This is a genomic window from Nodosilinea sp. LEGE 07298 (assembly GCF_015207265.1).
Classification (GTDB): domain Bacteria; phylum Cyanobacteriota; class Cyanobacteriia; order Phormidesmidales; family Phormidesmidaceae; genus Nodosilinea.
This window is the reverse complement of the sequence record NZ_JADEXE010000220.1, coordinates 1-11,610: the sequence shown is the minus strand read 5'-3', so window position 1 is coordinate 11,610 and position 11,610 is coordinate 1. Positions and strand designations below refer to the sequence as shown.

Genomic DNA, 11,610 nt, shown 5'->3' with positions numbered 1-11,610 from the left:
CCGCAAGCATCGCCACCGCATTGTCAATTACGACTATTATCAGCGCGAACAAATCTGCTCGATTGGCTCAGGGGCTGTTGAATCGGCCATCAAGCAAATCAGCCGCAGAGTCAAGATTTCAGGGGCTCAGTGGAATGAGGACAATATCCCTCAAGTGCTGGCCCATCGTTGTGCTTATCTCAATGGCTCAATTGGGCTACAAAGGTGACATGCTCCCAATGTATCCTCCTGTCGCTGCCAGAAGGATTGTCTGCATCGACGTGTTGGTCAAGTTAGAGGCTACCGGTAGCGCCAAGACCTTTTGCTCCCAAATCTTGACCGTTTTGGCAAAATCTTTTCCAGAGAGATTGCCGAAACGGTAGCAGGCCCGAAAGCGGTTTTGCACCTGCTCATCCCGTTTGACCATTGTATCTAGACGGTCAGTGCCCACTAGCACCACCGAAATTGCCAGTTTGTCGTAGAAATCCCTAACATCAGCAAAGGTCTCTGGCTTGAGGCGATCCGCTTCATCGATGATGATCATCTCCACCTCGCAGCCCTTCAATACCTCAAATGCCCGCCCTCGGAAATCTGAGACTGTCCCCTTGGCCACCCGGTACTTGAGAAAATCGATGATCTCCTTAAATAGATCCCTAGGCCCGCACTTCTGCGGCGGCTGAATGTAGACGACAGGGACAATCGGCTTTTTGCCTGTCTCCTGTATGGGCTTGTTTCGGTAAAAATACGCCTCACAAGCACTCGATTTACCCGTTCTGGATGGTCCAACAATGCGACACGACTGCCGTGCCTTGCGTTTTCCATCCAGCCAATCGTGAGCCTTACTGACATGCTCCAACGGCAAAACCGCTTTCTTACGTAAGCGGGTTATTTCAGCCTGGAGGAGAGCTGAATCAGGCTTAGATTCACCTAAGGCATCAGCCCACGCTTTTGCTTGTACCATGCTCACCATGCTCCACGAATATCGTCAAAATCAATCGGCTCAAAGGCACTTAGATCCAGAGGAACCTCATCGGTAAGTTCCTCTTGGCCCAAATTGGCTTCAACTGACTCTGGCTCAGGGGCAACTACAGGTTTTGCTAGCACCTGCTCCTCCCTCTGGCGCTGCTTCCGGCTTTTCTTAGCAACTAGGGCATCTCGTTCCACCGTTTCCTGCAAAATCGACTCATTACTGATCGTCTTGCCTTTAGCCCGCAGGCGTTTGCTGCTCGCCTTGGCCTCTTCGTAGGAGAGTTGCTCAGTCTCCAGGCCCTGGGCATAGGCGCGGGTCAGAAAGGCTTCCCCTGCCCCCTCCTTGCGGTAAACCCTGACCATGGTGATGTCGTTAGGGTCAAACCGAATGGACACTACCTCACCGGCATACCCGCCCAGGTTTTCTCCCCGATAAATCAAGTTCTCAAATTGCAGGTGACCGCCTCGCTGCACCGTCCGACGACCCTCTTTCATTAGACACACGTCTAGGTGCTTCTCATCGAGCATCTCTGGCACCTTCGGCAACCCTGCTTCCCAACGTTGAAAGCGGGTCTGGTCACCCATGCGGGCATCAAGGGTCTGATTGTATTGGTCACAAACAAACCGCACAATCAGGTGCTCTAGATCTCTTAGGGTGAGACTGGCCTCTTTCTCGGTGTCTTTGGGACGTTGCTGAACATTTGACCCGGTGTATCCAGGCAAGGTTGAAAACAACTGGTCATTAAATGTACGAAAAGGCCGCTCCACGATGCCACCCTCTGAGGGGCGAGCTCGCAAATGGCAGGCAAACCCCAAATCTGCTCCAATTCGTTGGAGATGATTGGAGCGAAAGTCTTTACCGCCGTCGGTATAGAAATGGTCGGGCTTACCAAACGTGCCCCAGTCGCAGTTGAGCTTGTACTCTGCCCCATACTTCTTCGGCAAAATAGCATCGCGCAAGGCTAAAGCTATCACCTGAGAGCTAGGTGCATCAAACCCCAGGTTGATACCCATAATGCAGCGTGAGTAGGTATCAATAACGGTTGTTAGCCAAGGCCGCCCCAGCACCTTTCCGTACTGGTCAAGCAGCATCACATCGGCACGGGTATGGTCGCATTGCCACACATGGTTGCTGTACTCGATCGAGAGATCTTGCCCCTCGCGAGTCTTGACCGATAGCGTTGACCCCCTCCAACCTGGGCTGCGAATGCTCTTGGCTTTTTCCTTCCGCTCAATAATGGGCTTCAATACCCGCAGCACAGTTTTATAGCTAGGAGGGGTAGCATCCCCTATCTCACGCGCTTTTACCTGTACTCTGACGGCAACTTGCTTGGACTTCATGCGCTTACTGCTTTTGTTGCCTGCCTCGTAGGTCTTGACAATAAAGTCTTGCCAGAACTCTGAGATTCGATGCTTACCCTGGTCCGATCTACCAGAGGTCACCAGCGCTGAAACCCCTTCAACCTCCCACCGCTTAACTAACCGCTGCACCGTCCTGACGGTGCAGCTTAATTTTTCAGCCGCTTCTCGCAGCTTTTCGCCGTAGGTGGCGCGATCGCATGGCTCTAGCAACGACTGAATCACCTCCAGCTTGCGCTGGCCTTCTTCGTCTAGCTGCTCAACAATCGTGATTCCTTCCGATTGATTAGGGTCTCTCTGAGCAGAAAGCACCTCTTCTATTGGCTGATCCAAATTCTTTTGAGATACATCTAACACCATTGAGCTAGACCTCTAAGCCAAAAAGCCAACTAACCCTCACCCACTTCAATCGTTGCGATCAGTGGAGCGAGTAGTTCATACGTATTATACGCTATTTGAGCAGAAAGCGACACTCATTCTGTCATTTGCTCAGTTTTAGCTTTGAAGAAAGCCGACAAGCAGTGTGGCACTTTTACGGAAGGCGACAGTCTATGTGTCCCGTATTCACAGCCTCTGGAGAGAGCCAAAATACCTGTCAAAATACTCGAAACGACTGAAAATAAAGGCATTCAGACCGGCGACACTAATTTGTCCCAATGACAAAGAGTAAGTCACTGTACATGTTGTATAGTTCAATCAAACTCTAGGGTGCGATCGCCTGGTCAGTGAGGCCATTTAGGGCTTCTGCAACATTGGCAATTACCTGAGCGCCACAGCCGTTTAAGCGATGTCGCCCACCCAGGTAGCGTGGATCGTTGTACGCGATCTGTACGCCCTGCTGGTTTTGAAAAATCAGCAGCTTCTGGGGCAGGTCAATACCTATACTTTGCTGGCACTGCATTAGCGGCGTTCCGGCCTGGGGGTTACCAAAAATGACCACACGAGTAGGCGGTAGTTCTAGACTCGCGTCTGCCGCATTTTGGGCATGGTCAACTGTGGCAAAAACGTTTAGCCCATTAGATTCAAGGGTTTGAATGAAGCGATTCTCTGTTTCCTCAACGCTATACGGACTGGGTTTAATTACAAGTCCAGTCGGGGTTGTAATCTGAGCCGTCGCCGAGCGCTGGGGCATGACCTGGCTGAGCGAGAATCCGAGCCCAACGGCTAAACCCAACCCAATCAGACTAATGTTACGCATACTCACCATCCTAAAGATACTGTCGATAGCTTATCGCTATGCCCTGAACTCGTGAAGAAGGCCGAGCACTAGGGCGGTGACCATACTAGAGAGCATGGTCACCCATTCAACAGGCTCATTTTTGAAGTTGAGTTTGGTTCCTTCAATAAGGCTGTCCATTCGGTCTATCCTTGAAAGATGCCGAATTTTGCCCAGCCGTAGCCATGCACAATTTCTTACCTGTCGCCTACTTTGAAGGCCAGTTTTGCGACTTTAGCGACGCTAAACTCTCCATTGCCACCCACGCCCTGCACTACGGCACCGGGGCCTTCGGCGGGCTGCGGGGCATCCCCGACCCGGCGGGGGGCAACCGGGTTTTGCTGTTTCGCCTCGATCGCCACTGTCAAAGGCTTAGCACCAGCGCTCGCCTACTCAACTACGAGCTGCCCGCCGACAAAATTCAGGCCGTTATCGAAGATTTTGTCCGCAAAAACAGCCCCGACAAGTCCTTTTATATACGGCCCTTTGTCTACACCTCAGACCTGGGCATTTCGCCTCGACTGCACAACGTCGAGAAAAACTTTTTTGTCTACGGGCTAGAGCTGGGCGACTATCTTTCCCCTGAGGGCGTCACCTGTCGGTTTAGCTCGTGGTACCGGCAAGAAGACCGCAGCCTGCCCCTGCGCGGCAAGATTAGCGGTGCCTACATTACCTCGTCGCTGGCTAAAACCGAGGCGGTTGAGTCGGGCTTTGACGAATCAATTCTGATGAATTCTCAGGGCAAGGTCAGCGAAGCCTCGGGCATGAATGTGTTCATCGTGCGCAACGGCAGGCTGATTACCCCTGGCTACGAGCAGGACATTCTCGAAGGCATTACCCGCGACAGCATTCTCACCCTGGCCCGCGATTTGGGCATTGAGGTGGTCGAGCGCCCGGTTGACAAGTCGGAGCTGCTGATTGCCGACGAAGTGTTCCTCAGCGGCACGGCGGCCAAAATTACCCCGGTGCGCCGGGTCGAGTCGTACGATTTGCCCACTAGCCGCCCCGTCACCGATCGCCTCCGTGACCAGCTCACCGCTATCACCGAAGGGCGCGATGAAGCCTACCAAGACTGGGTGTTTGCGATCGATCTCAGCTAGCCTGACCCGGTTTGATTTCTGAGGCTGTCCTAAGACCTGACGAAACACAACCGTGTCATAGCCCGGCGTAAAGAAGTCGCGGATACGCTCTTCTTTGCTTTTGAGCACGGCGTTGCCCGTTAGCCTCAGCAACTCCTGGGGCTGGCACTAGACAACGGCGGTCTATCCACGGCGGCCTCTCTGGCGGCATCAGGCGCTTCTTCTTGTGTCTATAAAACCCTTTACATCTTTAAGGGCAGAGGCTTGCTGGGGGTCTATATCGGCAATCACGCTAAAGCTACCATCGGTTTCAAGTACGACAGCCCCAATATCTTCAACTCGACTATGGCCGCTCAGCCGGATGGCCGCCAGCACTTCTCCTTTTGCAACTCGCTCTTTCTTCAGCGTGGACTCCAGCATTGATCCTTCAAACAGCAGTAGGCTAGGCTCTGCCTTAACGAGGGACTGTACCTGATCAGTGCGAACTGATAGCCAGGTGAGCAAATATTGCAGGCCAACTAGAAGCCCAATGCTCAGCATGGCCTGTACAAAGGAGGTACTGCCGGTTAGTAAAGCGCTGGCCAGAATAGAGCCAAAGGCGATGGTGACAACGAAGTCGAAAGCATTCCATTTAGATAGTGTTCGCTTGCCGGAAACCCGCAGCCATCCAATCAGGCCAATATAGGACAGGGTGCCAACAATCAGCGTGTGTAAAACTGCATTCCAGCTGCCAAATAGATCTTTTGCTAGCGAGTAATCCATAGGAATGGGTAGAGTCCTTAGCGGTTGGCATGACAGGCAGAGAAGCAGGTTCTTGAGTCTAAGGCTCTTACAACAAATTCTTAAACAGGAGCGCCCCCTGACCCTGGATTTTCTCCAGGCGGGGGCGATTTTGCCACTCGGCGTAGCTGAGGCACCAGCTATTGTTTAAGGCATTGAGAAAAAACTGCTCAACTTTTTTGGCCAGCTCGGGATATTGACCCGAGATATTTAGCTCGTCGTTGTGGAAGTAGCTGCGGGGGTCAAAGTTGGCGCTGCCCGTGCTTACCCAGTCGTCGTCAACCAGCACAAATTTGGCGTGCATCATGCTGGGCTGGTGTTCGCAGATTTTCACCCCGGCTCGCAGCAGGGGGCCGTACAGCTCGCGGCTGGCCAAGTGCACCATTTTTTTGTCGGTGGCGGCACCCATGGTCAAAATGCGCACGTCTACCCCTTTCTGATAGGCCTGAATTAGGCAGTGGGTGGTGTTGTGGTCGGGCACAAAGTAGGGGCTGCCAATCCAAAGCCGTCGCTTGGCCGTCAGCATGTGCAGCTGCATCAGCAGGCGAATGGACGATTCGTTGAGGGTGGAGGCGTTATCGGTGATGAAGAGGGGAGTAGTGCCTTCGGCCCGGACCCGGTGCAGGCCTTCTTTAAGGTCAATCACCCCACCAGCGCAAGCCCAGTTTTGCAAGAATTTGCCCTGCAACAGGCTGACTACTTCGCCTTCGTAGGCTAGCTCAAAGTCGCACCAGGGAGCGGTGTCGTGCTCAAAGGCGGTGCCATCCCAAAAGTCAGATACGCCTGCGCCGCCGATAAACACCTGCTGCCCGTCGATAATCAAGAGTTTGCGGTGCGATCGCGAGTTGTAATCTAGCGGCGCGCGCCAGTCGAACTGTCGGAAAAACTGAATCTCGACCCCCACGTTGCGCAACCGCCGCCAGTAGATCTTGGGCATGGAACTGGTGCCCTGGTGGTCGAGCAGCAGCTGAATTTTGACTCCAGCCAGGGCGCGATCGGTGATGACCTCGGCAAAGGCGTCGGCCCGGCGGCCTGGCGTCATAAAGTAGGTTTCGTACTGTACCAGGTGCTGGGCACTGGCGATCGCCTCGCGGCGGGCGGCATAGATGGCATTGACCTCGGGCCAAAAGCCAACCAGTCGGCCGGTGGTATCGGCTGAGTTGGCCAACCCCTCCAGGCTGAGGGCAAAACGCGGGTCGCCCAGGTGAGGAACGTTGGAGACCAAGCCTTTAGAGGCCGCTCGAAATAACCCGGTTAGGTAGGCATAGCTGACCACAATAGCCAGCAGCAGCACGATCGTGCCTCCAACCATCCACCAGACCACAGGGGGAGGCTCCGAGTCATCGGCAGAGGCGGTAGGCATAGGGGTATAGTGTCCAGCGAGTTGAGCAGACTTAGCGTAGCGCTGAACGTCTCTCCAAGGCTCTATCCCCAAAGACAGAAACCTAGCGCTTTAGGCTACCGATCGCGACGACGGCAGCACTCGGCTCAGCCCGATGTAGAGCACCAGCGCCGCCACAACCCCGTTGATGGGTACGATGCCCCAGCCCGCCTGGCCAGTCCAGTAGGCGATCGCAGAGGCGACCACGTAGGCAATTACCCCGGCCCAGTTAAAGGCAGGCTGCGGGTCAGCCAGCGATGGAAACTGCCCCCGCCGATAGATCCAGTAGTCGGCCATAATAATGCCGCCAATGGGTGGAATGAACGTTCCCAGCAAAATCAGGTACTGCACCAGCCCTTCGTAAATGCCGCCCCAGGCCATAAACAGCGCGATCGTCGCGCCGCCCAGCACAAACAACGTGCGGCGGCTACTGCGAAACATATTCGATCCGGCGATCGAAAAGGCGTAGATGGTGTTGTCTTGGGTGGTCCACATATTGAGAAAGAAAAGCACCAGGCCACCCACCAGCAGCCCCTGCTGGGCCATCACATTGACAATGTCGGGTTCGCCGTAGACCTTGGCGCAAAACGCTCCTGAAAAAATTAAAAAGCCGTTGCCCAAAAAGAAGGCAATCAGCGTCGCGATAAAGCCCGCTTTACCGTTTTTGGCAAACCGGCTCCAGTTGGTGGCCTGGGTACCCCCCGAGACAAAGGTACCGACAATGATGGTAATGGCAGCGCTGAGGGGCAGCGGGTCGGCAACAGAGAGATTTTGCAATCCGGCAAAACCACCCACGTCGCGCGATGCCACGGTCAAACTCAGGCCCATCAGCAGCACCATGGCGGGCACCGCCACCCGGCTCAGCCAGTCCATGGCGGTGTAGCCAAAGTAAGCGGTCGAGCAAAAGGCGTAGGTAAAGAACAAGATAATCAGCCAGTTCCACGACTCCGGTACCCCAGCCAGGGTATTGAGCAGCTGCGCCATCAGGGCAGATCCCCAGGCGTACCAGCCAATCTGCGTAAAGCCGAGGATAAAATCGACCCAGCGCGAGCCCACGTTGCCAAAGCTAAACCGCGCCATTAGCACGGTCGTTAGCCCGGTTTCGCCCGCAATGTAGCCCAGCAGCGCCGCGTACAATCCCAAAATCAGGTTGCCGACCACAATCAGTGCCACCAGATTGGGCCAAAACTGAAAGGAAGGGCCAACCAGCCCACCAGCAAACAGGGTGCCCGAGTATAGAGTAAAGCCGGCCAGAATGGGGGCGAGGGAAAGGAGCGATCGCCGCGCCGTAACAGGCACCGGACTGAGAGGGTAATCTTCAGTAATGCTGCCCTGGCTGCCCAGAGACGATTCGGTAGTGGTAGACATAGGGGATTAAAAAGCGCTTTGACCCGCATTGTAAGGATAGGCCAAAGCACAAACAGTGTTCCAGTAAACAGCAGCAGCTCAGATTTCAGGGTTCTGGCCCTAAATGGGAGCTAATTCCGAACCCAGCTTAATCATCCCAGCCTGAAACAGACCGCTTAGATTACAGCGGCGTTTACGGTCATTCGCCTAATTCGCCAATTCGCCAGCAACGCGAGCATCCTGAACTCATTTGTCCGGCTAGCGCCTAGATTTTCTCGGCTAAAAATTCTACCAGGCGGGTCACTTTCGCCGATAGGTGGCGGTTCACCGGGTACAGCGCGTAGATATCGATCGCCGGGGGCGGGTAGTCGATCAAAATAGGGCGTAAGCGATCCTCCTTTAGAGCTTGCTTCACAATGAACTCAGGCAGCATTACAATGCCCAACCCCCTCAGGGCAGCGACTTGCAGCACCTCGCCGTTGTTGCAGCACAGCGGCCCGTGGATGGGGACCGTGTGGGACTCGTCACCGACTAGAGTCCAGCTGTTGTCTTGAGCGCGATGGCCGTAGTGCAGGCAGGCATGCTGCGTTAACTCATCGGGATGGTGGGGACTGCCGTGCTGCTGCAGGTAGGCTGGGGCCGCGCAGATGACCAGGGGGCAATGGGCCAGGGTATGGGCAATTAGGCCAGAACCAGGTGGCTCAGCGGCCAGGCGAATGGTGATGTCGAAGCCCTCTTCAACCGGATTGATGCGGCGATCGTTAAGCACTAGCTCTACCTGCAAGTCGGGGTACTGGGCCATAAACTCAGCCACCAGCGGAGCCAGATGCAGGGTGCCGAAGGTCATCGGCGCGTTGATGCGCAGACTGCCGCGAGGCTCTTGCTGTAGGCGAGTCAGAGACAATTCGGCTTCTTCTAAGTCAGCCAGGATGGCGAGACAGCGATCGTAGTAGGCCCGCCCGGCATCGGTAGGGGAGACTTTGCGGGTGGTGCGGTGCAGGAGCTGGGTTTGTAAATGCTCTTCGAGATTGATGACCAGCTTATTGACTGCCGATCGCGATAGATCCATCTGGCGGGCGGCGGCGGCAAAGCCACCGGCTTCGACAACTTGGGTAAAGGCGCGCATGCTTTCGAGTTTGTCCATGTTGGAGAAGGGGAGGAGAGGGAGGGGGTGAGTTGTTTGGATTGGCAAGGATCTCCTTTGCCAAAAAAAGCCGGAGAGAACGGCTAAGGGATCTGCGGGTCAACGGTGTACCAGGTAGCCAGGTTTCGACTTCGCTCAACCTTCAGTAATCGAGGGCTGAGCGAAGTCGACGTCCGATCAGCAGGCCACTTACTTTCTGGCGATTCCCTAACGGCGGAATTAGGTGAATTCTCTACAATCACTAGCCCAATCCATTGTCTTGATTTAGGCGACAATATGTCAATTAAATTGAGTATTGTCAATTCATTAGATTCAATATATCTTTAATTCATGCGGATGTTTCTAATCCGTTGACGCTAATTAGGAGGTGTCTTTAATGATTACGATTCGTTCTGCTAGCGATCGCGGTGCTGCCAACTTCGGCTGGCTGGATTCTCGCCACACCTTTTCCTTTGGCAACTACTACAATCCTAACCACATGGGTTTTGCCAGCCTGCGGGTCATTAACGAAGACAAGGTGTTGCCGAGCCAGGGCTTTGGTACCCACGGCCACCGCGACATGGAAATTGTTACCTACGTGCTGGATGGTGCTCTGGAGCACAAAGACAGCCTTGGCACTGGCTCTATCATTCGCCCTGGGGATGTGCAGCGGATGTCGGCGGGCACGGGCATTCGGCACAGCGAATTTAATGCTTCAGACACCAACCCGGTGCATTTCTTGCAAATTTGGATTTTGCCCGAGACTGAGGGGATCGACCCTGGCTATGAGCAAATCTCGATCGCACCCGCCGATCAGCAGGGGCAATTGCGCTTAGTCGGCTCCCGCGATGGCCGCGATGGCTCGGTCACCATCCACCAGGATGTCAGCCTGTACACCACTGCCCTGACCCCTGGCGATGCGGTGACGCATACCCTGGCTCCGGGTCGGGTGGCTTGGGTGCAGGTGGCTCGTGGCGCGGTCAACCTCAATGGCCACGACCTCACCGCTGGCGATGGAGCCGCCATTCGCGATCTCGATACCCTGAGCCTAACGGGGGCGGCTGACGAGACCGAGGTGCTGGTGTTTGATATGGCTGCCTAGTCCTAAAGCCGGTCAAGTACCGAACGGATTGATGACCCCATGGGTGTATTCACGAAGCAACACACCCATGGGGCAGGCGGCTGATATAGCCATAGTCACGTTGGTTAGGACATCCAGAAACCCTATGAACGTTCAAACGTTTGAACGTTCATAGGAGACCTGTCTTAACTAGACTGGCCACAGCTATACCTGATTGTCTGGCGAAATCCTTAGCTGTCGGCCAGGGTTTCAATCAGCAGATCCACCTGCTGCTGCTTTTCCTGTAGGTAGGTTTCGCACTGCTGTAGGGCCTGCACCGCCTGCTCAAATTGGCTCAGCACCGTCGCTAAAGGCAAACTGCCCGATTCAAGGTCGGCGATGATGCCTTCGACGGTGGTGACGGTGGTTTCATAGCTCCAGGTCTCGGCGGGGGTGGCTTTTTTGGGCATGGGGGGAATGAAGTGAATAAGTGGGCAGGAGAAAGAGAGGGATTATGTAGGTGACGGGTGAACTTGGGTGACCTGGACGGTGAGGTGGCCTTGGGCGAGCTGGATTTGTAGGGTTTGGCCAGGGGTGGTGGCGGTAGCCTGGGTAACGAGCTGGTCGGCCTCGTCGCGGACCAGGGCGTAGCCGCGTTTGACGACGGTATCGGGGTCGAGGGTCATCAGATGGTTGCGCAGGGCTTGGGTGCGATCGCTCGCCTGCCGCAGCTCCACCTGTACCCCTTGCACCAGGCGGCGCTTGAGCTGCTTCAGGTGAAGCTGCTGCTGCTGCATTCGCTTGTCGAGGCGCACCCGCAGCAGGCGCTGACCCAAACGGTGCAGATCGCTCTGGGCATCGAGCAGGTGGTCTGCGACCAGGGTTTTGAGCTGGGCAACTCGCTGGTGATGGGCTGCGACTACATCGGCTAGGGCCGGTACGGCGGCGATCGCCGCCGCCGTCGGAGTATGGGCACACCAATCGGCCGCCAGATCGGCCAGCGATTCGTCACGCTGGTGGCCAATGCCGGTAATGACCGGAACCGGGCAGTTGGCCACGGCTCGCACCACCCGCTCGTCGTCAAAGCATTCTAAATCTTCGCTGGCCCCGCCGCCGCGAGCGAGAATGAGCACCTCGGCCCGGCCATCGGCAGCGACTCGATCGATCGCCGCAACAATGGACGCTGGAGCGCTGTCACCCTGCACTGTAGCCGGAGAAAAGAGAATGTGTAGGCCAGGATGATGCTGGCGCAGCGATCGCTGAATATCGCCCCAGGCCGCCGCCTGAGGCGACGACACCACCGCAATGGTCTGGGGC

The 11,610-nt window shown here is 55.4% G+C and carries 11 protein-coding genes and 1 pseudogene; 3 read left to right on the top strand and 9 right to left on the bottom strand.

Going from position 1 to position 11,610, the window contains the following annotated elements:
* Positions 1–208: pseudogene (locus IQ273_RS23745) on the top strand (ISKra4 family transposase); the annotation flags it as partial.
* Here the strand turns inward: IQ273_RS23745 and IQ273_RS23740 are convergent.
* From IQ273_RS23740 to IQ273_RS23730, 3 genes are all read right to left on the bottom strand, one after another.
* Positions 197–940, bottom strand: a complete 744-nt coding sequence (locus tag IQ273_RS23740) for a TniB family NTP-binding protein (protein ID WP_228053708.1) — start codon at positions 938–940, stop codon at positions 197–199. The pseudogene IQ273_RS23745 and the gene IQ273_RS23740 overlap by 12 nt on opposite strands.
* 2 nt (positions 941–942) lie before the next feature.
* On the bottom strand, positions 943–2,667 hold the full coding sequence (locus tag IQ273_RS23735; protein ID WP_228053706.1) for a Mu transposase C-terminal domain-containing protein: 1,725 nt from the start codon (positions 2,665–2,667) through the stop codon (positions 943–945).
* A 343-nt stretch (positions 2,668–3,010) separates the two neighbouring features.
* Positions 3,011–3,505, bottom strand: a complete 495-nt coding sequence (locus tag IQ273_RS23730) for a DUF302 domain-containing protein (protein ID WP_194025627.1) — start codon at positions 3,503–3,505, stop codon at positions 3,011–3,013.
* Positions 3,506–3,708: 203 nt separating this feature from the next.
* On the opposite strand from IQ273_RS23730, the gene IQ273_RS23725 reads away from it, so the two are divergent.
* Positions 3,709–4,623 (top strand): branched-chain amino acid transaminase, encoded by a 915-nt coding sequence (locus IQ273_RS23725; RefSeq protein WP_194025626.1) that lies wholly within the window; start codon positions 3,709–3,711, stop codon positions 4,621–4,623.
* Positions 4,624–4,812: 189 nt separating this feature from the next.
* Here the strand turns inward: IQ273_RS23725 and IQ273_RS23720 are convergent, their stop codons facing one another.
* The 4 genes from IQ273_RS23720 to IQ273_RS23705 all read right to left on the bottom strand — a co-directional run bounded on the left by IQ273_RS23720 (position 4,813) and on the right by IQ273_RS23705 (position 9,254).
* Positions 4,813–5,364: a DUF421 domain-containing protein gene (locus tag IQ273_RS23720; RefSeq protein WP_194025625.1), complete on the bottom strand. Its 552-nt coding sequence runs from the start codon at positions 5,362–5,364 to the stop codon at positions 4,813–4,815.
* 67 nt (positions 5,365–5,431) lie between these two features.
* Positions 5,432–6,745 (bottom strand): phosphatidylserine/phosphatidylglycerophosphate/cardiolipin synthase family protein, encoded by a 1,314-nt coding sequence (locus IQ273_RS23715; protein WP_194025624.1) that lies wholly within the window; start codon positions 6,743–6,745, stop codon positions 5,432–5,434.
* Between the two features lie 90 nt (positions 6,746–6,835).
* Positions 6,836–8,131 carry a cytosine permease gene (gene codB, locus IQ273_RS23710; protein WP_194025623.1) on the bottom strand — a complete coding sequence of 432 codons (1,296 nt, stop codon included), beginning with the start codon at positions 8,129–8,131 and terminating at the stop codon, positions 6,836–6,838.
* Between the two features lie 244 nt (positions 8,132–8,375).
* The gene (locus IQ273_RS23705) at positions 8,376–9,254 is read right to left on the bottom strand and encodes a LysR family transcriptional regulator (RefSeq protein WP_194025622.1); all 879 of its coding nucleotides are present in this window, start codon (positions 9,252–9,254) and stop codon (positions 8,376–8,378) included.
* Positions 9,255–9,630: 376 nt separating this feature from the next.
* On the opposite strand from IQ273_RS23705, the gene IQ273_RS23700 reads away from it, so the two are divergent.
* Entirely contained in the window at positions 9,631–10,335 is a 705-nt protein-coding gene (locus IQ273_RS23700) for a pirin family protein (protein ID WP_194025621.1), read from the top strand.
* A gap of 209 nt (positions 10,336–10,544) precedes the next feature.
* Here the strand turns inward: IQ273_RS23700 and xseB are convergent, their stop codons facing one another.
* Both xseB and xseA read right to left on the bottom strand, forming a co-directional pair.
* Positions 10,545–10,763, bottom strand: coding sequence for an exodeoxyribonuclease VII small subunit (gene xseB / locus IQ273_RS23695; RefSeq protein WP_194025620.1), 219 nt, complete (start codon positions 10,761–10,763; stop codon positions 10,545–10,547).
* A 42-nt stretch (positions 10,764–10,805) separates the two neighbouring features.
* Positions 10,806–11,610: exodeoxyribonuclease VII large subunit (gene xseA / locus IQ273_RS23690; RefSeq protein ID WP_194025619.1), on the bottom strand; the 805-nt coding region annotated here is incomplete at its 5' end.

What these genes read in the sequence shown, in the direction of transcription:
- IQ273_RS23700 (WP_194025621.1), top strand. Translation starts at nt 9,631, where the DNA reads ATGATTACGATTCGTTCTGCTAGCGATCGCGGTGCTGCCAACTTCGGC.
- xseB (WP_194025620.1), bottom strand. Translation starts at nt 10,763, where the DNA reads ATGCCCAAAAAAGCCACCCCCGCCGAGACCTGGAGCTATGAAACCACC.
- IQ273_RS23715 (WP_194025624.1), bottom strand. Translation starts at nt 6,745, where the DNA reads ATGCCTACCGCCTCTGCCGATGACTCGGAGCCTCCCCCTGTGGTCTGG.
- IQ273_RS23705 (WP_194025622.1), bottom strand. Translation starts at nt 9,254, where the DNA reads ATGGACAAACTCGAAAGCATGCGCGCCTTTACCCAAGTTGTCGAAGCC.
- codB (WP_194025623.1), bottom strand. Translation starts at nt 8,131, where the DNA reads ATGTCTACCACTACCGAATCGTCTCTGGGCAGCCAGGGCAGCATTACT.
- IQ273_RS23725 (WP_194025626.1), top strand. Translation starts at nt 3,709, where the DNA reads ATGCACAATTTCTTACCTGTCGCCTACTTTGAAGGCCAGTTTTGCGAC.
- IQ273_RS23730 (WP_194025627.1), bottom strand. Translation starts at nt 3,505, where the DNA reads ATGCGTAACATTAGTCTGATTGGGTTGGGTTTAGCCGTTGGGCTCGGA.
- IQ273_RS23720 (WP_194025625.1), bottom strand. Translation starts at nt 5,364, where the DNA reads ATGGATTACTCGCTAGCAAAAGATCTATTTGGCAGCTGGAATGCAGTT.
- IQ273_RS23740 (WP_228053708.1), bottom strand. Translation starts at nt 940, where the DNA reads ATGGTACAAGCAAAAGCGTGGGCTGATGCCTTAGGTGAATCTAAGCCT.
- IQ273_RS23735 (WP_228053706.1), bottom strand. Translation starts at nt 2,667, where the DNA reads ATGGTGTTAGATGTATCTCAAAAGAATTTGGATCAGCCAATAGAAGAG.